This window comes from Roseateles sp. FW305-36 (genome assembly GCF_058787015.1).
The window spans coordinates 1-20760 of sequence record NZ_JBYSZK010000025.1 but is presented as its reverse complement, the minus strand read 5'-3'; the positions used below and the strand labels follow the sequence as shown (position 1 = coordinate 20760).

Sequence of the window (20760 nt, the reverse complement as noted above, 5' to 3'; positions counted from 1 at the left end):
AAAGTAGGAAACCGACCCGGCCTTTAAGTTGGAAATAGCCTAATGCTTGGGCTCAGCACTTGCGCCAGCCCAAAGTAGCGCATTTCCATCGCATTCGCGGGTCGGAGACGCCTGAAATCCTCTGAAGGTTGATCTGGTTTCCTGCACCTGGGACCAAGAAGCCGGGAGGCGTCCACTGCGCCTTGGCAGTCTTTGGAGGGATCCACTGTTCAGCTTAAAGCATTCCGACGCGGTCAAGTTCGTCCCGGACTCGAGCAAGGGCGGCAGCCACGTCGCCCTCATCGCCAGGGCAGTAGCAGAGAGTCAATAGAGTCAGCGGGTGAACCCCCAGAACGCTTGCCAATTCATCGATTTTCCCAAGCGTGGGGATGCGCTCACGCCGCTCCAGCTTGCTCACGTAGGTTCGCCCGGACACAGCGTCGAACTGTGTCTGCTGAACCTCGAGGGCGAGCCTCAACCTGCGAAACGCGGTCGCGAAATCGGAAGAAGGTGAAACGGTCATGCCATAGGTGCCAGAGTGCAGTGCTCCGGCTAAAGGCCTGCTGCCAGGGAGGACGCGCAGCTTGCGCAGCTCCCAGACATTCTGAACGCGTTTTGCGTCGAAATGCCCCTCCGACCCGACCGAGCAGGATCGCCTCCAGCGTAGGCGCCCCCAGCTACGATGCTTCGATCTGACCTAAAACACCTGAACGTGCTGGAAATCAAGGGCGAACACATCGCCGCGCTTGGCGATGAGGATCTGAGGGCGCTGGTCATCCAGTTGGTCGAGGCGGAGATCCGCCGCCGGGACCTTCCGTGGTCTTCAATCTTGGGCGGCGGCAATCAGACTGCGCCCGACGGCGGAATCGACGTGCGTGTGCGACTGCCGGCTGACGGCGGGGAGCTTGACTTCATCCCGAGACCAAGCAGCGGCTTCCAGGTGAAGTGCGAGGACATGCCCCCCGCCAAGATCACGAAGGAGATGCGCCCTGGTGGTCCCCTTCGTCAGTCGATCAAGGATCTGATTACCGAGCGCGGTGCATATGTCATCGTCAGCTCCAAGGGCACGGTCGCAGACGCCGCCCTGGCCAACCGGCTGGCCGAGATGCGCAAGGCAGTTTCAGACGAGCCCGGCGCCGAGTGGCTGATGGTCGATTTCTATGACCGCGATCGTCTCGCTCGATGGGTGAGGCAGTACGCAGGGGTCGAAATGTGGCTGCGCGACCGGGTGGGCGCCCGTCTGCAAGGCTGGCAGCCCTATGGCCCCTGGGCAGGCGTCAAGGCAAGTGAGGCGTACCTTCACGATGACTCGGCGCGCTTGCTGGAACGCACTGCCGGGCGAAGCGCACGAGCCGTTTCCGTTGTCGAAGGGATCGATCAACTCCGGGAGAAGGTCGGTAAACCTGGCCAAGTGGCTCGATTGGTCGGTCTCTCCGGCACTGGTAAGACCCGCCTGGCGCAGGCGCTTTTCGAGGCGGGTGTCGGCAGTTCAGCGCCACTCGACCAAGCACTGGTGATCTACACCGACCTCGGTAACGCGCCCGAGCCGAACGCTCGAGAGATGTTGCTCAGCCTCGGTGCTGGGGAACAACGCGCCATCGTCGTGGTGGACAACTGCAACCCGGAGACTCACCGGGCATTGGCGGCAGTCGTGCACCGGTACCCCGGCTGTCTGAGCCTGTTAACAGTCGAATATGACGTCGCCGATGACGATGTGCCGGAGGCGACCGACGTCTTCGAGTTGGAGCCGGCGTCCAGTCAGGTTCTTGGTCAAATTCTTGAGCGCTACGCGCCGCATCTCAATGCGCCAGACGCGTCCCGCATCGTTGACTTCTCCGGTGGCAATCCGCGAATCGCCATCTATCTGGCTCGAACCGTCACCACTGGCGAGTCACTTGGGACCCTCACCGATGGCGATTTGTTCCGCCGTCTATTCCGCCAAGGGCAGGCCGACGATCCCGCCTTGATGAAGGCGGCCGAAGCGTGCTCTCTGGTTTACTCCTTCGACGGCGAGGACATCAAGAGTGACGCTTCGGAGCTGCGAGTCCTGGCAGGGTTGATCGGCGTCAGTGCGCCCGAACTTTTCAGACACGTCGCGACTCTTAAGAGCCGAGATTTGGTGCAGAGCCGAAGCACCTGGCGCGCGCTGCTGCCACCTGCGCTGGCCAACCGTTTGGCGAAGGCCGCGCTGAAGAGCATTTCTCCAGGCGACATCCTGGACGCTTTTGGACCGAATCAGCGCTTGCTAATCTCCTTCAGCCGACGGCTCGAGTATCTGCACGACAGTGAAGAAGCCCGAGCGATAGCAAGCCGTTGGCTTGCCGACGAGAACTGGCTGGCGAACCCAGCTGCGCTGAATGACCTTGGCCGCAAGCTCTTCTTCAACCTCGCGCCGTTGGTGCCAGACGAGGTGCTGGACGCCATCGAGCGGGCCATGTCCCCGGCAACCATCGCGGATTTCGCGAGCCGGCAGAAGGGATCGCTACGCTCATGGAGCGCGCTCGTACGGCACCTGGCATTCGAGCCGGCGGCTTTCGACCGGGCGGCGGCGCTACTGCTGGCGCTTGCAGACATTGAAGGCTCTGATGTCATCGACTGCCAAATCGCTTGGAAGGAGTTGTTCCGCGCAGCTCTTTCTGGAACCAAGGCGCCGCCCGACCAGCGGGCACGGCATCTTGAGCGCCTCCTCGCGTCGGAAACCGGCCGGCGCCTTGAGCTGACATGGGAAGCGGTCAAGGCGACGTTGGACGTATTCCAGGTCAACTCATCACACGACTTTTCGTTTGGTGCTCGCCCTCACGGCTATGGTTGGGAGGCGCAGAACGACAAGGACGCTCAGGTCTGGTTTGATCACGCCTTCAAGCTTGTGACACAGATTGCGACGTCAAGCGCTGCTGGGCGGGATTGGGCCAAGAACGCAGTCGCGGAGCATTTCCGGGAGCTTTGGAGCTGCGGCGCCCAGAGTCAGCTTGTTGCTTTGGCGCATGATTTTGCTGCCCACGAGGGCTGGCCTGCCGGCTGGGTGGCCGTCAAGAGTGCGCTCCGTTTTGATGGGAAGCACATGCCTCCCGACCTCCTCAAGGCGCTGCGGGAGCTGGGCGCATCCCTTGCGCCGAAGGGCCTGCTGCAAGACATCCGTACTTACGCCCTTGGTCATGCGAGCGGCTTCCTTGACGTCGCCGACCATCTGGACGAATCAGACGAGGAGGAGGAGCAGAACCCCATCGATGCATGGCAACGTGTGGAGGCAAAGGTTCTTGAGCTAGGGCAGACGCTTGCGCACCACGAGGAGCTTCTGCGCCAGGTCCTGCCGGAGCTGTTTGCAGCTCGGGAGGGGCGCCATATTGCGCTTGGACGTGGTCTCGGGACTGCGGCAGTTGATCCGTCGCCTGTCTGGGACTTACTGCGCGAGGCCTTCCTCAATTCGCCCGCGAGCCCACCCAATATCGGGATACTGAGCGGCTTTTTTGCTGGTTTGAAGAGCCGCGATGCAAAAGCGTCAATGGCTCTCCTAGCTACCGTTGTTGGGCACGAAAGATTGGACCCGCTCCTTCCCACCTTGATGGGTGCCCCCACTGACGACAGCGAAGGCGACGAACTCATAGCCGCGATGCAGCGACCAGGCGCCGTCGCGCATCGGTTCACGCTGCGAGTCGCGCGCCCGGACGCCGACGGGTTGTCACTTGGAAAATTTTGCGAGGCCGTCGAGGAGTTGTCGCGCTTGGACCGTGGCCTGACTTCTGCGTTCGACGAGTTGTGCAGCGAGCTGTTCGCTCGCCGAGGGCGATCTGGCCCTATGCCACCGGAGCTTGTCCACCTTGGGCGCAGCCTGCTTGCCAAGTTCAACTGGGACGTTGGCGACTATCGCGTTGTCGGGCAGATCAACGAGGTGGCGCGCATGGCCCTAGTCGGCCCTGAAGCAGCAGAAGCAGCAAGCGCGCTGGCCACGAGGTTCGCGGCCGCCCTCGACGACTACCGCACCCACAGTGACTCGTACGGCCAGCTTGCGATCACCGTTTTCAAGCTGCAGCCTCGAGCCGCGCTCGATGCATTCTTGGCAGAGCCACGGAAGCACCGCCCATTCGGATTCCGTTCGAAATTCTTGGCACGCAACGGGCCAATCATCCAGTCTGCGCCTGAGGAGATCATCCTCGACTGGGTTCGAGTTGATCCCGACGCGCGAGCGCCGGTCATTGCCGCTGAAATCAACATCGTCAGCGTGGATGCCGCGGCAGGTCTCAGGCTCAGCCCTCTGGCCGAGCGTCTGTTGGAGTTGAGTACCGAAAAGAAGCCCGTCCTGGAAGCGCTTGCCAACCAACTCCATCCGAATGGATGGTCTGGGAGCCTTGCCGACACGCTGGCGCCGTTTTTGGCGCTGTTAGAGGGCCTGACCCGTCGGACGGAATCAGAAATCGCAGACTGGGCCCACGAGCACCTGGCGAAGGTGCGCGCGCGAATCGAAAAAGAAAAGACCTTCAGGCGGGCCCAAGAGCAGTCGTTCGAATCGTTCGAGTAGCGCAGCTAAATCCTGTCGGCTCGGCACCGGCGAGACGGCCGCACAAGCTCTTCACGAAGGGTCCAGCGGGTCCCGAAACCTCTCTGGGTCGACCAAATCCTTCAGAGGGACGCTCAGCGCAGAAGCGAGTCGGCTCATGTTGTCGATCGATATGTTTCGCTCAGCCCGTTCGACGGCGCTGACGAAAGTTCGATCCACGCCGGCCTCGATCCCCAGGACCTCTTGCGACCATCCCACGATGTGCCGCGCACGCTTCAGATTTTTGCCAAAAACCACGCGGTCGCTGGTCGGCTTCTTGGACTCCGTCATTGGAGAGGAGCATCGGCAAACCTCATCCGCCGCGCCACTGCGTTTGCGACGCCTTATGATGTGTTTGCGATTCATTTTGGATCGCGCGATCCACTGAATGAACTACAGACGCAGCCATTGCCTATTGGGAGGCACGGCTGACGGTCTGGATCTAGCCTGGGCAGGTGCGGAAGCACCCTGCCGTCACGCAATGCATCTGGGAGGAACCGAGCGTGGCTATCCATCGTCGATTGGTCTTGGTGGCATTCGCCATATCCCTGACCGCCTGTTCAGGCAAGCCGTCGGATGCAGAGGCAACACGCCTTTTCATCGACGAGAACAAGACCATGGACGCCCTGAAGTTCTTCGACGTTGAGAACGTGAAGAAGGTCAACGGCTACGAGCGCAATGCCCAACAGTACGTCGTCGAGATGCAGTACGACTTGCTTCCGAAGATGGACTCTCAGGAACTGGAGGACGTGTTGACGCGAGAGGCGGGCAACACTCTCTTTGGCCGCCAGCAACTGCAGGCCGATCTTGGATACCTTCGGCGGGAGTTCGGTACGTTCAAGAAGGGGCAGCGCTTCACGAAGAAGCGGCCCATGGTCTTGGTAAAGACTGAAGCCGGCTGGGCGCTTGCCAGTCGCTTGTGAGGGGCAGTCCCCTCGAACGCCCCGCTGGTCCGCTCGTTTCAACTATTTCCGAAACCGCAACGCGCCTCAAGCTATTGCCGGCTAGTGTGAGCCAACTGGGCTTGTCGCCCGCCTCTGCTCACCACTCAAGGATCCAGATCATCCAGCTGACAGGGGATGCTTCCAATCGCGCAGTTCCCCACCATCTCAGCCCAAGTGTCGCGGCCGTGAATGAAGTATTGGTACGTATGCGCTTCAGGATTCCAGCGCATGGGACGGAGCCTGTGCTGTTGGCTGCTTCCGACGACGAAGATTTGCAGCTCGCCCCCAGTCTTTCGAGCTGCTTTCGCTCCGAAAAACACTCGATCGAACGCCCTTAGCGGATCTTGGTCAATGCTCGCCTGTCTGCGGCCAGGCCTCGACTTGGACAGCCGCTCGAGCTCTTCCTGAAGAAGCGCTCGATCGCTCCCCGTGACATACGGAAAGTCCGTCAATTCGCGAACTTCGTAGTCCAGGGACGGGCCGGTGGCTGGCTTTATCGCCATCGCGGCAGGAGACCCTTGGGCATCCAGCCCTGCAATGATGACCTCGCATGCGGCGCTGCTCCCCATATTTTCTCGAGCATCAAAGCCGATGTCATTTGCGACGATGCATGCGTAGTTCGCCACGTCTCTCACGTCGGGAGCCGACGGGCCCACAAGGTACCGCAGCGATTCTTGAAGGCAAAAGATGATGTTGTAGGCAATCAGCGTGCTTCCGGCTACTGCGACCACAAAGGTTTTGAGGACGATGCCGTCCTTCGTTGAGACTCTCGCTTCTATCTCGACGACCTTGGCGCATTTGTTCGAAAGCTTGACGATCCCATCTTTACCGGGCCTTGTAGTTCGCGAATCGCTCACCACAAGGATTGATGGATTACCAACGTTTAGCTCAAACTCCAGCGCCTTCCAAACAGCAATCGTCGTCATATCTGCTTCGGCCCTTGAGACCTGATGAACGTAGAACCCTGGTACGGCACGGATTGGACAGCTACGGCGCCGGACAGCTTGAAACGTCGATCACGCCGACATAGGGCTGCGGACAGTCCTGATCTGAGGCACGGATCTCGGCGGCCATCGCGCGAAGACGAAGAACGACTTGGTCAAACCCAATGAAGGTGCCATCAGACATCTCCCAGCCTTTCGCCCGCGCATCCTGATGAACAAGCAGGAGGATTCCCTCCCGACCGTCTCGGGCACGCAGGTACTGACCGCACAGCTGTTTGACTAGCGCGGATTCGAGCTGAGAGAGCGACCAACTTTCCGCGACCTTGATCTCCATCGCAACCCTTGCGCTGCTCGCGCGAGCTCTGAAGCGAATGTCCGGCTCTTTCTCACCGGCAACATGCGGCTCACGCTCAATCGTGTACGCGACACCCTGAAGTTGCTGAAATCTATCCGCCATCCAGTTTTGGACCGCAGGCTCGTTTGGCAAGGCCTTCAACGTCTTCCCTTGCTGGTAGTCCCCATGAATCAGCTCATGTTGGAGGTCCTCAAGGCGATCCAGCACCGCGACCTGCAACTCCCTTCCGGTTACAGGTGGACGCTCGAAACTTTGCTCGAAGTTCGCCGCCTCGCCGGCTGCCCATGCTGTGTTCTCGGCATCGTTAGACGCGCGGTCGAGGGCCAAGGCATTGACCCGTGACGCTGAGATTGGAAACTGATTTGCGATCAGACGCTTGATCGCTTCGAACGCCGCTTCACCAGTCGTATTTATCAGGGCGTTGAAGGCCGCAGACCTGGCGGCCTCCGCGTGATCTCGTAGATCAGGCGAGTAGGCACCTTTCCTTGAGCGATCGCGGTCGTCCTCCATCCGCACGCGCCGATATGCCAGCAAGACAAGCCGTTCCAAGGTGCTCAGGTCGATGGCAGACGTTACCGAGATGGGCCCATGCCAACGCGAACCGAATATTTGCGGCAACGTCCTCAACACCAGAGCGGTTCCTTCCGCCTCTTCAAGGAGGCTCAGCTTCGACATCAACGTGTCCGTCGCGCCATGAGCATCAACTGCATACGCGGCGCCCAAGTACTGCGCGCTCACATCCGGGTCGGCAACGTCATTGAACCGTTCGATGGCCAGCCTATAGAACTCAGCCTTGCAAGCATCTGGCAGGCCATGCACGAGCACGGGCAACATAGGCCGCAATGCCTTCGGGTTCAAATCCGGCCGCGCTACGAGTTCTCTCCATAGGCACGGCCACATCAAAGCAGCAAGATTCTTCGAACTCCGCTGGATGAAGTCGAGGAACTGGTACGGCACTCCAGGCGAAGGCTTGTCGAGGTCACTCGCGACTTCCTTCGCCAGGACCTCCTCCACCGGTTCCGGCCAGGCATCAACTAGAGCCGCGAGCCAGTCCGGGAACCCGTTGATTTCCAGTGTTGCGTATCGGATAGCAAGGACGGCCTCTGCCCGCGAAAGCTTCGATGCCCATTTCGGATCGCTCGCTGCCTCGATGGAGACGCCTGCAATGCACATGCAATCCACCGAGCTGATCTGGTTGTCCTGGCCTTGCGGGCGCGCACTGCGAAGGGTCGGAGTCCAGTCGCGCCAGATCTTCGACAGGCCGCTAGCCAAGGCAGACGCGACCTCCTTGCCGACGATCTCCTCAATCGGCTCGACGCTGTCGATCGCATATCGTGAGTTGCGTGGCCGAGCTTGATCGAGCAGTTGCCACAGGTGAAAGATGCGGCTATCGACCCCCGCAGGAGTCGTGGGACGCAACTGCCTTAACGCCGCGGGGTCGGAGCGTGCTTCGCTAACGAAATCGATCCACGACTGATCCCGTTCCGCCTGCTTACTTTCTGCAGCTCGAACAGCTTCCGCCGACCTGCGTTCGCTCTCGATCTCCGAGTCGGACTTCACGCGTGGCGTCATCCATTCGGTGACGACAGTCTTCATCTCGCCGTCAGCTTCGGCAACCGCGGCAATTCGGTTTTTCAGTCCCTCGTCCCTATCCCCGTCGTTCGACCAGAGATTCATCGCAGCATCGATGGCAAGCCGGCGCTCCGTTGCGAGCTTCCGCCCAGGTGCGTCCTCCAGCAGCCAGGCGACGTCCTCTAGCTTGAGTTCGCCCGGCCATCCAAGGAAGCGCATCTGGAAGAAGTGGAGCAAGGGGCGGCCGTCCAGGGTCGGATGGTTTGCCAGGCTACCTGCTGCCCTCCAGAAAGCCGCACGCCTTCGTTCAGAGGTCAAGGACGCCAGATTGACCGCTTCAGCCACGCCTTGGCGGACTGCCTGAAGGTATCCAAATCGGTGGTCGCCCAGCCGCACGAGCGCATCGATCGCAGCGTCTGGTGCATCGCTGGAAGGCGAGAGCTCAAGCAGCTTCCTGGCCGCCGAGCAAAGTATCGACTGGTACTGCGCCTCTAGCGAGTCGCTGTCATATGGATCAAATTCTCGCGGCGGCTCACCGAGATTGCGCAAGAGTCCTTGGATCAATCGAGTGAGCTCATCCGCGGTTGACAGCCTCCTCGCAAGCTCTTCGCCCCTCCAGTCCAAGTGGAAGCCCCCACCGTCGTCATCGCCGAGCTTCACGCGTTCGACGATCTCGAGGAGATCGTCCACAGATAGAAGACGCGGGAAGAGATCCTCGACAGCTTCCCAGGCCACCGTGGTCGTGGACAGCGATGCGCAATCGCGCTTTACGTACTCGACGTATGCCTTCAGCTGCCGGTCATCTCCTAATGCAAGCAGGGCGCGGCCGGCGAGGACGGCGCTGTAGGTATCCGGGTAGCGGCCAAATGACGCGGCCTCAGCAATATCCGCGCAGTCACGTAGCTTCCCGACCCAAATCAGCCGAAGCATGAACTGGCGGATCTCCTGGTCTTCCTTGTTAGCCTCCCAGATGACTCTCACTGCAGGAGAGAGGTCTGACTGGGCGAATCGCATCAGGCTGCTGTGGGCGAGGAAGGGGGTCTCTTCCCCTGCCCGCATGCGCTCAACCAAGGCCGTCAGTGCTGCCTTGCGCATTTGGAGGGACAAGCTTCCTGGATCGCCGGCAGTGAGCAGAAGGAACGGCGCTCGACGGATCACCTCGGCCGCAACACTCTGGTCCCACAGGCTCAGCCAGGCTGACGTTTCGAGCAGGGACGGCCTGACTAAGTCGATGCCATACGTTCGCGCGAACAGAAGCTGGTGCAAGCGACGCTCGGGAAGGTTTGCCTGACGCAGCCTGACAAGCCATCGTGCAGTCAAATACGCACGGACGACTCCCTCGTTGTCGTTGTGCAGCCTTGCTCGCCCAAAAGTTGCCGGGTCGAAAGCCGGTCGAGTCAGCAATTGCACGCGGTCTTCGCTTGACCAATCGGGAAGAACCTCTTCAAGCTCCAGAGGAGGCGTCCAGGCGCCCCGTGCGTCTCCCACTTCCCCATCAGGGATCGCGATAGCACTCTGCCGGCCGAAGACCATTGAGGCCCCAATTCGCTCCAGCGCTTGCCGAACACGGCCCTGATCAAGAGGGTCTTTTCGAGCGCGATCTGGATCGTGTTCTCGAGCACGTTTGACCAGGCTGAGCTCAATCATCTCGGTCAGACTGCCGAGCCGGCCGTGATCGCGCCAGTAGCTGACGATCCAGTCGAGATCCAGTGGTCGCCGAGCAAACTCCCAAAGGTTGTGCGCCTCAATTGCGGCAATCAAGGCATCAAGATTCGGTGCCTCCTTTGCAGCCGCATATGCACGCACCTTGTCTTCGTCGAGCGGCGCCATGACGACGACCAAAGGCACCTCCGCCGGCTCAGGATCCGGCCGCTTTTCCTTGCGCAGTACACGGCGAACCAGTTCCTCTAGCGAAAGGCGGGGCTCCTTCGAGGATCCGTCCGGAATCGGAAGCTCTTCTTTCAGTCGGCTTACGTCGCGAGCGAACTCCCAGTCCGTGTGACGGCCGGATAGAACGATGTGAGCCCGTCCATCGGCTCCATGGATGCCAGAAGCAATCTCCTTCAGAGCCTGCTCCAAGCGGACGTTGTCAAGCTTTGCCTCGTCGATCGAGTCTATGAAGAACCAAGCGGGGTCAGCGCTTTTGTGCCACTCGCAGAACCGTTGCCTATCGGCGACCCTAAGGGCCTTTTCGAGCCCTCCACGTGCAACCTCCTGAACCGTTGCGTAGAAGGCAAATTTCCCAGCTGCAGACTTGAGACGCGCTTGCTCCTTGAGTTCCTCAGTCTTGCCGCTGCCAGCTTCAGCCAGGATGACGACACGACGCTTGGCAAGCAAGTCGGACCAGGGAAGGTTGTCCCCTTGCAAGCGCAAAGCCTGTCGGTGGATGGATCTGACCTGAGCATCAGGTTCATCAACCCATTCGTAGAAACGTCGATCAAGGGGAATGGTTGTCATTTGGCCAGCGAGCACTTTCGTTTCCAGCGATCCAGCCGACGCGAATGGGCCGTTCGAGAAGGCTCCGCGAGCCTCAATCCACCGCGGTTTGCACTAGCGGCAACTCGAAGCAGAACGTAGCTCCATGCTCGGTGTTCTGCGCCCATATCCACCCGCCCATCTTCAGCATGTTGATTCTTGCTATGTAGAGGCCCTGTCCGCGGTTGTCCGACTCGTCTTGGGCACTGATTCCGTAGTCGAAGATCTTCTCGAGCATCTTGGAATCAATGCGAGGGCCCTGGTTCGAGATCGAAAAGACTGCGGACTGATCGCCTACCACTAGGCGGAGGATGATTGGGCTGCCTTCCGGCCGATAGCGATCTGCGTTACTCAGCACATGGGACATCGCAGTCTCCAGCGCGAAGCTATCGCCTCGGGCGAAAACTGGAGTCGCGACACCTTCATAGATAACGTTATTGATGTTCTCGAGAGCGCAATTCGTAGCAAGCTGCTGCAGGAACTCCGCGATATCAAATGGCTGACGCTCGATGGTCATGCCAGACATGGCATCACTCAACGACGCAGATCCAACCAGCACATCCAGTGCCTGCTGCATTCGTTGGACGTAGCGCGCGATCTCCGTGTCTGCTTTCGAAGCCGCAAGTGCACCCAGCCCAATCAATGGCCCTCGAACCTCATGGCCGATCTCTTGCCATTGCTCGCGCTCGCGGATCAAGCGCTGCGACTCCATAGTGATGGTTTCGTTGAGCCTGACGGTCAACTCATCCAGGCCAGCGGCGAGAACACCCAGCTCATCCGACCCTCGCATCGATTCAAACTTGCGCTCGAGCTCGCCACCGTTGTGGAGCGACTCCGTGATCTCTGCTGCTCGACGCTTCATAGTGGTGACTCGTCGCAAGATCGTCCTCTCGATCGCCAACCAGAACATTAGAGTCGCCGCGATGAACAACGGCAGGACATACGCTGTCGCCTTAACGACGCTTGCGAGCGGCACATCCACGTTGCCTTGATCACCTGTAAGCGTAAGGCGATAGAGACTCTTGCGGACGGAGACGTCGGTCGTCCTTGTCCAGTGCTTCGATTCTCTCTCTGGCAGTGATGCCAGGTAGTCGAGGACTACGAGAATTGGATCTCGTTGCGTGGGCGCGCTGGTGCCCAATACGAGTGGGTCGCTTGTTGTTAGGTCGCTATGTGCCGCTGCTTTGATCACTTCGCCAGGACGCAGCGAGTTGGCGAGAGAAGACCATGAAAGCGTGCGCGTGCCTTTGTGTACGGCTGAATTGAGCACGACGTTCCCATCGGGGGCTGTGACCTTTACGACGAGCGTCAAGTCCCGGAACGTCTTTGGAGGCCAGACCCCGTCCGCTTGAGCCTCCTGCCAAGGTCGGATAGGTAGCCTAAAGACGTATGCGCACTCGTCCTCGTCTGTGACTAAAGCAGTTCCTGAAAAGTCGCGCTCGAGTTGTTGCAACTCGCGAAAGGCGGTCATCTGCAAAAGCTTCGGCGCAGGCTTCTGTTGCGCTACCGCGCTGATCACAGTCTTTGCTCGGCTCAAGAACGGCTTGCGGACGGGCGGTGGCACCTCGAAGACGATCTTCCACGTCTGCTTGTCGTCAAGTCCCGCTGTGGAAACCTCAACGATGGTGCTCCCGTCCAGTGGACTTCTAGGCTCGTGAGCTTTCAAAAACTTTCCGTTGAACTTTCCGGCCAAGAACACATAGGCGCCGATCGTCCGAGACCCAGCAACGCTCGCGCAAACACGACCCTTGTCGCCGTAGTCCATCCAACATTGGGTCTGGTCGATGTTCGACCAAGCTTGCCTAGCGCTCCCTACATCGATCGAGTCGTATGGAAGGACGTACGGGTGGATGCGCCCATCCTTCTCCAAAGCAAGGGCAGCACCATTCAGCAGACCCAACTGACCGGACTGCAGGCTCATCCGTTGCTGAATTTGCGTCAGGCGTTCAGCCATACTGGCCTGGTAGGTCTCAAGGCTTGTTTGGCGTAGCCAGGCCAGGATGCCCCATGCCGTGAGGATCGCAGCGAGTATGAGCAAGACGAATCCGACTCGCACGAGAACTCGGAGCCGATAGACAGCAAATCTCGTTGGCGCTTTTGACATCAGGCCTCCAAGCCTCAATGCTGTCCAGGCTCAGAGGATGAACTTGTAGCCGGCCTTGGGCTCATTCTTGATCGGGTCCGGGAGACCCGCATCCCTGAACGCTTCGCGGATGTTCTGAATATGCTTCCTCACGTTCGCCGGATTTTTTCCCGACTTAGCAGCATCGGCCAAGGTCGCATAGGAAACCATCTGCCCACGCTGGGCGACGAGCATTCCCAACATGCTCCTTGCGATCAAAGGTACGGAGAGTCGCTTCCCGCTCCAGTTGGGATTGAACGGGTCGAACGTTCCGTGGCCCAAGTCCGAGGGCACCGACGGTCGGCGTTTCATCTCCATCTCGATGGCGACGTTCGCATCCATGAATTCGCCCTTCAATGAGTCCATGTCGGAACTCTTCTCCACGTATTCCCAGGCGTCGAGCGCCGTGAAGGCACCCTTGTAGAGCGCTGCTGGCACAGACGTGATCACGAGAACAGGGACTGGTCGAGTCATGTTGATCGCGTTGATTACGGCGAAACCGCCATGGCGATCATTCTGTAGGTGCACGTCGAGCACGACCAGGTCGAACCTCTCGGCTTTGATGCCTGCTATGGCCTCATCCCGCGAGTAGTAGGGGTAGATCTGCGCACCCCGCCAAGCTTCCTTAAGCCAAACGGCGAACGTGGCGCTTTGATGCGCGTCATCCTCTACAAGAGCGATCTTCATAGGTTCCTCACTGTGAGTGAGGACGATCTTCTCAGCCCTGCCAGGCTAGAAATCTCACCTGTGGTGAGCCTTAACTCACAGCGGTCGGACAGCGTACGAATTCGGTGAGCAAAGACGTGTTGCTTGCACCAGATGCACACCCCCGTCATCTAGGTGTTTCCCTGATACTGACTTCAACGCGAAACAGAAAGCGCGTTGCGAAAACCCTCAACAAGCCGTCCTCACAAGGAGTTCGAAATGTCCAAGATCAAATTGTCGCTCGTCGCCCTCATGCTGGCAGCCGGTTTCGTGTCTGGCGCTTCGGCGCAATCGCAAAACCTGGCCTGCCAAACGCCCAACGGCGTGTTCCCGATGCCGGGCGGCATCCCTCAACCGGGTCTCCCGTGCTTCGGCCCCGCCGGGCAAGGTGTCACCATCTTCATTGGTGGTGGCCTTCCTGGCGGCCAGGTCCCCATCTCCGCGCCGCTGCCCTTCCCCGGCGGCATGCCTGGTACCTTCCCGGTCCGCATGCCCGCACCGTTCCCGGTGCCGCCGATTGGACCCACTGGCCGATTGGCGGGCGCTTTCGGTGTCAACCATGAAGGCCAGGTCGCGGCGCAATGCGTGGCGCAATACGGCGTCACCTATGCCGCTGGTGGCTGCGTCGCAGGTCGTTTGACGGCCGACGAGTTGAACAAGTGCTTTACGGACGGCATCGGCGGTCGCGGCTGCTTCGGAGACAACAACACGCTGATCAGCATGATCCGCGGCAATGCCGAAGCGGCGCAACGCGAATCGACGGTGCCCGGCGGCATCATTCGTTTCACGTTTGGCATCAGCCCCGATGACATTCAGAAGCATGGCCCCCTCGGCGGACAGAATAGCGAAGCCCGCAAAGCATGCAACGCCGTTGCCGGGATTTTTGGCGGCCGTTGCTGATGCAGACTAGTGATCGCCAGGGGCGCATTCGCGGCCCTTGGCGGTCACCTTCCGGCCGACTGATGTGGCACTTCGTCGCGCCGGCTTTCGGGGACACTGGGTGCCAACAACGGTGGGGGAGCGGCATGAGCACTGGTAGCTTGAAGCGCGATGGGGTCTGGAATGAAGACTTGAAGTGCTGCTGGATCAGCATAGAGAGCACCGACGCCACCACGATGACCTTCACCGTTCCGGATCTTCATAGCACCGACATGTACGGCACCGTGGCGTTCGCCAGGCGCCTAAATCCCGACGTGCGCACCATATTCATTAAGCAGCTGGACGCGTATTACCACCTCTACAAGCTGGATGTGGACGAGGACTCCAACGCAGATGCTTCGAATTGGAGTTCCTATCGTCGCGACACCACCCGTCCGGGCTTGGCGTTCGCGCTGTCCGGCGGCAAGTCCTATCGCGATCGCGACGAATCGTAGAGACCGGCGCTCCTTCTGCTTTACTGAGCGACGTGGCTTCGGCTTCTGGATGACGGACAAGCGCGCGATCGCGCACTTGTCCGCAGCGCCGCTCTCACCACATGCTTACCCCATACGAAAACATCATCATCGGGAATTTCCTGTACAGCCTTGGATTGGCCATGGGCAGGAGTCCTCGTCCAGTTGAGGCCTGCATCAACCTCACACAGCAGACGCCGCTGGATCAAGTGCTCGGGGACGTGATGCTTCAGTTCCCGGGCGCTTGGCGCCTGATTGAGTTCAAGCGTCCCGGCGCGAGCCTCGCCAAGGAGGACACAAAACTCCAGTCGTTCATCGGCGCGGCACGTGATCCTTCGGTTTTGAAGACTTCGCTGTTGACGCATTGGTTTGTCGGGTCGGGCGATGAGCAGCGGCGCAGCGACGGCGCTCAAGCAATTGAGCCAATCCGAGTTCGTCCCTACCTAAAGATGCACGACACGGGCGGCATCGGCATGGATGCTTTTGCGGAGTCGATCGTCAGGGAAGCCCACGGACGCAGTCTGTCTGACGACCAGCTTGACCTCTACATGCGGATCATTCAGGCATTTGGCGTCATCAAGGGCTGTACCGCCGGACTGCTCGTAGGTATCGACACGTCCAGCACAAGTGGAGGCCTGTACTACCTACCGCTTGAGAACATCGCCGACCTACGTGCCACATCGCAGGTACTCCTTGAGCGCCAGGAGAAGCAGCTTGACCAAGCCAAGCAGCAGCAGGCTGCGCTGGATTCCGCGAGACAGCAGATCCGGGAGCTTGAGATCGAGCGGGATGCGACCTACGAACGCTCCAAGGTAAAACAGCGGTCGGCAGACCTGTCGCTGTGACGCGAGCCTTCCGCGACCACTGATTTCATTCACTTGTGGCCTTCGCGGCCCGGCCCACGAAGAAGATGAACTCTCAATCTCTAGTGCCCTCGCCCGGCAAGACGCCACAAACCGTTGACGAGCTGATTCCTGTGGTCGCCAACGTCATTGAGCACACGCGTACGCTACAAAGGAACTCGGCTGCCGCGATCCTGAAGGTTGACGGCGCCAGTGCTGACCTCAACCGATCGGCTGAGGCGCTTCTCAAGGTCAAGGAGGACGTGACGGTATCTGTTGCCGAAGTCGTGGGGACCGCGTTCGAAAACGCCTTAGATAAAGCCGGGGAGAAACTGGCCGACCCTCTGACCGAGGCGCGCGATCAAGCGATTGCGGCGATCAAGCGGCTTACCGTTGCGGTCGACAAGGCGAAAGATGACCTAAATACTGCGTCAAAAAACGCATCAAGAGACTTGGAGCTCCAAGCCGGGAAGGTGAGCAATGCCTCGAAGGAACTCATCGCCAGGAAGTCGCTCTACGTGCTTGCGGGCCTCTTGCTCGGCCTAGCCCTCGGCGCAGCTGTGACCACCGTGTACTTCACGGTCTTCTCGGATCGCTCTGCCGACATGGGGGTGCCTCGCAGGACGTTGCCGCCCTGAACCAATCTAAAAGGATGGTCGAGCTTGCCCGCTCTGGTGTACGTCGCGAGCAAGGGATGGGGACTAAGGCTCGCGATTCGCCTCCAGAGCCGTGTCGTTGGCCTCGAGCCAGCGCTCAAGGCTTTCGAAATGCGCAGGCCAGACCTCGTTGTACTCGGCATGAAAAAGCACGATGCAAGCACGCATGCCAAGCAGATGACTGCTCGCGTACTTGTCCTTCCACATGTTGGCGAAGGATGTGACACGGTTCTCTGTGTCGACGGTTGAATAGCCGACGCAGATGCCCTCGTAGTTGGGATGGGCGCTCTCGGAGAGGTTCGCATACAGCGACATCAAACCGGGATAGCGTTTGTCGCAGTGACCTAAGACAGTGATGATGTTGATGGCGGCGAAGGACGTCGCCTGGTTTTTGGACCCGAGCAGTAATTGCGTCGTCTTGTCCGAGAACTCCGAGAAGTCCAGTCCACCGTCCAACACTTTTGAGGTCATCTGGTTGAGATAAATCAGCAGCGCTAGCGTCTCGAACCCGCTACGCAGCAGGATGCGGGCGCCGAGGATGTGGCCAGATTTGAAGAGCAAGAACGACTGCGACAGCAGGTCGTGCAAGCGCCAGCAAACCGATTCCCTGAGCGTCAGGCTTCGAAATGGCGCCTTCCACTTGTGGGCGGTCGGGCTACGTGCGTATAGGCTGCCGCCGTCAATGTCGGGACACAAGCTCGACTGCCAGCGGAGGAGGTCTTGCTCGATCAATCGTGCTTCGTCCATGCGTCATTTTCCGACGTAATGAGTGAAGGGGCAGCGACGACCATTCTGCGATTTGCGGCTGGAAGGGTTCAGCCTTTAGGCTAGTGTCTCGGCCAACGGTGGCGTTCATCTGAAATCTCGGCTCTTGGTCGACAGACCACCCAACAGCGAGGTCCAGTCCTCCATGTGCTTGGCGATGATGTTGCACACGTTGCCTTCGCGCTGCCAGCGCCCCTTGACCGCCATCAGCCGTGAGCCCAACACGACCGGGCGGAGGTGCTTCTTCTCCGAGACGGACGGGTAGACGATCAGCCGCACCTTGCCATCCTCATCCTCCAGCGAGATGAAGATGATGCCCTTGGCCGTCTCGGGTCTCTGCCTCATGGTCACGAGGCCCACGGTCTGGACTTCGCGCCCGTCAGGCACGTCCATCAATTGCGTCGACGTCAGAAGCCTGCGCCTTGGCATCGCGAGGAACTCCGACCGCAACAAAGCCAGCGGATGGGAGCGCAGCGTCAGGCGCAGCGCGGAGTAGTCGAAGACCACTTCCTCGCCCTCTGGCGCTTGAGGCAGCTCCAGGTAGTCCTCGTGGACCGGCGCGTCTTTCAACAAGGGCGGCACCGTTCGCAGCGCCGATGCTGTCCACACCTGCTGTCGCCGATGGCCGCTCAGGCTAGCCAGCGCGTCGGCTGAGGCCAGCACGGTCAGTTGCTGCTGGTTGAGCCCTGACCGGCGCGCCAGGTCCTCCGTGTTCGAAAAGGGCGCGTCCCTTCTGGCAGCGCAAATTGCCTCCGCAGACTCCAGCTGCAGCCCCTTGACGATGGTCATGCCCAGCCGCACCGCTGTGCCACTGTCGCAGGGCTCCAGCACGCACTCCCAGTCGCTGTGCATGACGTCCACCGGCAGCACGACGACGCCGTTGCGCCTGGCGTCTTGCAGAAGCTCGCTGACGCTGTAACAGCCAAGCGGTTGGGAGTTGACCATGGCGGCGAAGAACTCCATCGGGTGATGACACTTGAGCCAGCAGCTCGCGTAGACCAACAGCGCGAACGACGCCGCATGCGATTCTGGGAAGCCGTACTCGCTGAAGCCCTCGATCTGCCTGAAGACCGACTCTGCGAAGTCCGGGTCGTAGCCGCGAGCAGCCATGCCCTCGGTGATCTTCGTGTAGTGCTTCTTCAGTCCACCCTTGCGCTTCCAGGCCGCCATGTCGCGACGCAACCCGTCGGCCTCACCGCCCGTGTAGCCCGCCGCGATCATGGCGATCTGCATGACCTGTTCCTGAAAGATCGGCACGCCCAGCGTCCGCTCCAAGGCGGCCAGCAACGCCTCGCTCGGAATCGTTACCGGCTCGAGCCCTTGGCGCCTCTTCAGGAAGGGGTGCACCATGCCCCCGTGGATGGGCCCTGGCCTGACAATGGCGACCTCAATGACCAGGTCGTAGTAGGTCCTTGGCTGCATCCGCGGCAACATCGCCATCTGAGCGGGCGACTCGATCTGAAACACGCCGGTGGTCTCGGCCCGGCAGATCATTTCGTACGTCTCAGGATCCTCAGCCGGGATGTCCTGCATGACGAACTCGTAGCCCATGGTCTGGCTGACCATGCGCAACGCCCTGCGGATCGCGGTGAGCATGCCCAACCCGAGCACGTCGACCTTCATCAGCCCGACCGCGTCGATGTCATCCTTGTCCCACTGGATGATGGTGCGATCCTCCATGCTGGCGTTCTCGACCGGCACCAGGCGCGTCAGCGGCCCGTTGCTCAGCACAAAGCCGCCCGGGTGCTGCGACATGTGGCGAGGCATGTTCAGGATCTGCCGCACGAGCCCGACGAGCTGCTTGACGGCGAGGTCGTTGACGTCGATGCCCACCTCCAGCAACCGCTGCGGCTCGACCTCCTCCTCCCACCAGGGAAAGTTGTCGTTGAGCTTCAGCAGAAGTTCCAGTTCGAAGCCCAGCGCCTTGCCTACGTCCTTCAGCGCGCTCTTGATGCGGTAGGAGATGACGACAGCCGTCAGCGCGGCGCGCTCGCGGCCGTACCGCTTGTAGAGGTACTGGATGACTTCTTCCCGGCGTTGATGCTCGAAGTCAATGTCGATGTCGGGTGGCTCATCGCGCTCGCGGCTGATGAAGCGTTCGAGCAGCGTCGACAGCCGGGCCGGGTCTACCTCGGTGACGCCCGTGCAGTAGCAAACCACCGAGTTCGCCGCCGAGCCTCGCCCCTGGCAGAGGATGTTCTGACTTCTGGCGAACTGGACGATGTCCGCCACGGTGAGGAAATAGTGCTCGTACTTCAGCTCGGTGATCAGCTCGAGTTCGCGCTCGATTTGGTCGTTTACCGAGGCCGGCACACCGTTTGGCCATCGCCGGCCCGCACCTTCGTAGGTGATGCGCCGCAGATAGCCCGCCGGCGTCTCGCCTTCGGGCACGACCTCGCGTGGGTAGTTGTAGCGAATTTCCTCGAGCGAAAAGTCGCAGCGTTTGGCAACCTGCATCGTCTCAGCGATCAAGTCTTCAGGGAACGTCCGCGCCAGGCGACCACGCGTGCGCAGGTGCCGCTCTGCGTTGATGTCCAGGGCCTTGCCGCACTGGGTCAGCGGTTTGCGCAGGCGCACCGCCGTCATGACGTCCATCAGCGCCTTGCGGCCGCGCACGTGCATCGTCACGTCGCCGACAGCCACCAACGGGATAGCGGTCTCCGTGCTGGCGGCGCGCAGGCGTTCCAGGCGGATCTCGTCGTCGGTGCGTCGAAGCTGGTCGAGGCCGAACCAGACGCGGCCGATGAAGTGCGTCAGCAGCCAGCGCCCGAGCTGGACCAGGGCCTCCTGCTTGGCGTGACGCTCGGGGCAGGCGATAACGACGCAGTCGTCAAGCGCGCCCGGCTGAACATCGTCGAGCGCCAGCTTGTACGTCCCCTTCTTGGCCGCGCGCCTGAGCTGGGAGATGAACTGGCAGAGGTTGCCGTAGCCGTTGATGTTGCAGGCCAAGACGACCATGGTGAATGGGAAAGCGCAGTTCACCGCGAACTGGCTGCCGATCAGGAGCTTCATGCCGCGCTCCTTGGCCTCCACGTGGGCGCGGACCACGCCCGCGACGCTGCACTCGTCCGTGATTGCGATGGCCGAGTAGCCGAGTTGCTGGGCGCGCTCGATCAGCTCCTGAGGGTGGCTGGCCCCCTTCTGGAAGCTGAAGTTGCTGACGCAACGCAGCTCGGCGTACTCAGGAAGATCTGCCATCGCCTCACCATGAGCTCAGGCGTAGGCGCCGTCGAGGAACCAGGCGAGTTCGCCGTCGTCCATCTGCGTGCAGAAGATGGACAGCGTGCCAGCGGTCTCCGAGACCGCAACCCAGTAGTCGCGCTGTTGGCTGCGAGTGATGGACGTGCCGGGGACGCGGTCCCACCAACCGCACTCAACAAGCTCGGGGCCGGTCAGCAGGGCGGATTCAACCGGTCATCGCAACACATGCGCTGAATCTCTCAGCGGGCGTCTGGAAGCCGAGCGTCTTGCGCGGC

14 protein-coding genes are annotated in these 20760 nt (G+C 60.5%); 6 read left to right on the top strand and 8 right to left on the bottom strand.

Going from position 1 to position 20760, the window contains the following annotated elements; genetic code table 11:
- Positions 1 to 214: 214 nt before the first annotated feature.
- Positions 215 to 502 carry a helix-turn-helix domain-containing protein gene (locus AC3WOE_RS29350; RefSeq protein WP_492695845.1) on the bottom strand — a complete coding sequence of 96 codons (288 nt, stop codon included), beginning with the start codon at positions 500 to 502 and terminating at the stop codon, positions 215 to 217.
- A gap of 189 nt (positions 503 to 691) precedes the next feature.
- On the opposite strand from AC3WOE_RS29350, the gene AC3WOE_RS29345 reads away from it, so the two are divergent.
- Positions 692 to 4495, top strand: a complete 3804-nt coding sequence (locus AC3WOE_RS29345) for a hypothetical protein (RefSeq protein WP_492695843.1) — start codon at positions 692 to 694, stop codon at positions 4493 to 4495.
- Positions 4496 to 4546: 51 nt separating this feature from the next.
- Here the strand turns inward: AC3WOE_RS29345 and AC3WOE_RS29340 are convergent, their stop codons facing one another.
- A complete protein-coding gene (locus tag AC3WOE_RS29340) occupies positions 4547 to 4804 on the bottom strand; it encodes a helix-turn-helix domain-containing protein (protein ID WP_492695840.1) in 258 nt (85 codons plus the stop codon).
- A 212-nt stretch (positions 4805 to 5016) separates the two neighbouring features.
- On the opposite strand from AC3WOE_RS29340, the gene AC3WOE_RS29335 reads away from it, so the two are divergent.
- Complete coding sequence (locus tag AC3WOE_RS29335; RefSeq protein ID WP_492695838.1) at positions 5017 to 5436, top strand: hypothetical protein; 420 nt, start codon at positions 5017 to 5019, stop codon at positions 5434 to 5436.
- Between the two features lie 125 nt (positions 5437 to 5561).
- Here AC3WOE_RS29335 and AC3WOE_RS29330 read toward each other — a convergent pair whose 3' ends face one another.
- From AC3WOE_RS29330 to AC3WOE_RS29315, 4 genes are all read right to left on the bottom strand, one after another.
- On the bottom strand, positions 5562 to 6383 hold the full coding sequence (locus tag AC3WOE_RS29330) for a hypothetical protein (RefSeq protein WP_492695836.1): 822 nt from the start codon (positions 6381 to 6383) through the stop codon (positions 5562 to 5564).
- Between the two features lie 61 nt (positions 6384 to 6444).
- A complete protein-coding gene (gene hyoA, locus AC3WOE_RS29325) occupies positions 6445 to 10785 on the bottom strand; it encodes an NACHT domain-containing antiphage protein HyoA (protein ID WP_492695834.1) in 4341 nt (1446 codons plus the stop codon).
- Positions 10786 to 10858: 73 nt separating this feature from the next.
- A complete protein-coding gene (locus AC3WOE_RS29320; protein ID WP_492695832.1) occupies positions 10859 to 12841 on the bottom strand; it encodes a sensor histidine kinase in 1983 nt (660 codons plus the stop codon).
- A gap of 96 nt (positions 12842 to 12937) precedes the next feature.
- Positions 12938 to 13612 carry a response regulator gene (locus AC3WOE_RS29315; protein ID WP_492695830.1) on the bottom strand — a complete coding sequence of 225 codons (675 nt, stop codon included), beginning with the start codon at positions 13610 to 13612 and terminating at the stop codon, positions 12938 to 12940.
- A 237-nt stretch (positions 13613 to 13849) separates the two neighbouring features.
- Between AC3WOE_RS29315 and AC3WOE_RS29310 the strand changes: the two genes are divergently transcribed.
- From AC3WOE_RS29310 to AC3WOE_RS29295, 4 genes are all read left to right on the top strand, one after another.
- Positions 13850 to 14530: a hypothetical protein gene (locus tag AC3WOE_RS29310; RefSeq protein ID WP_492695828.1), complete on the top strand. Its 681-nt coding sequence runs from the start codon at positions 13850 to 13852 to the stop codon at positions 14528 to 14530.
- 125 nt (positions 14531 to 14655) lie between these two features.
- Entirely contained in the window at positions 14656 to 15003 is a 348-nt protein-coding gene (locus tag AC3WOE_RS29305; protein WP_492695826.1) for a hypothetical protein, read from the top strand.
- Positions 15004 to 15104: 101 nt separating this feature from the next.
- Positions 15105 to 15866, top strand: a complete 762-nt coding sequence (locus tag AC3WOE_RS29300) for a hypothetical protein (RefSeq protein ID WP_492695824.1) — start codon at positions 15105 to 15107, stop codon at positions 15864 to 15866.
- 65 nt (positions 15867 to 15931) lie between these two features.
- The gene (locus tag AC3WOE_RS29295) at positions 15932 to 16501 is read left to right on the top strand and encodes a hypothetical protein (protein ID WP_492695822.1); all 570 of its coding nucleotides are present in this window, start codon (positions 15932 to 15934) and stop codon (positions 16499 to 16501) included.
- Between the two features lie 63 nt (positions 16502 to 16564).
- Here AC3WOE_RS29295 and AC3WOE_RS29290 read toward each other — a convergent pair whose 3' ends face one another.
- Positions 16565 to 17266: a hypothetical protein gene (locus tag AC3WOE_RS29290; RefSeq protein WP_492695820.1), complete on the bottom strand. Its 702-nt coding sequence runs from the start codon at positions 17264 to 17266 to the stop codon at positions 16565 to 16567.
- Between the two features lie 105 nt (positions 17267 to 17371).
- Complete coding sequence (locus AC3WOE_RS29285) at positions 17372 to 20482, bottom strand: error-prone DNA polymerase (protein WP_492695818.1); 3111 nt, start codon at positions 20480 to 20482, stop codon at positions 17372 to 17374.
- Between the last annotated feature and the right edge of the window lie 278 nt (positions 20483 to 20760).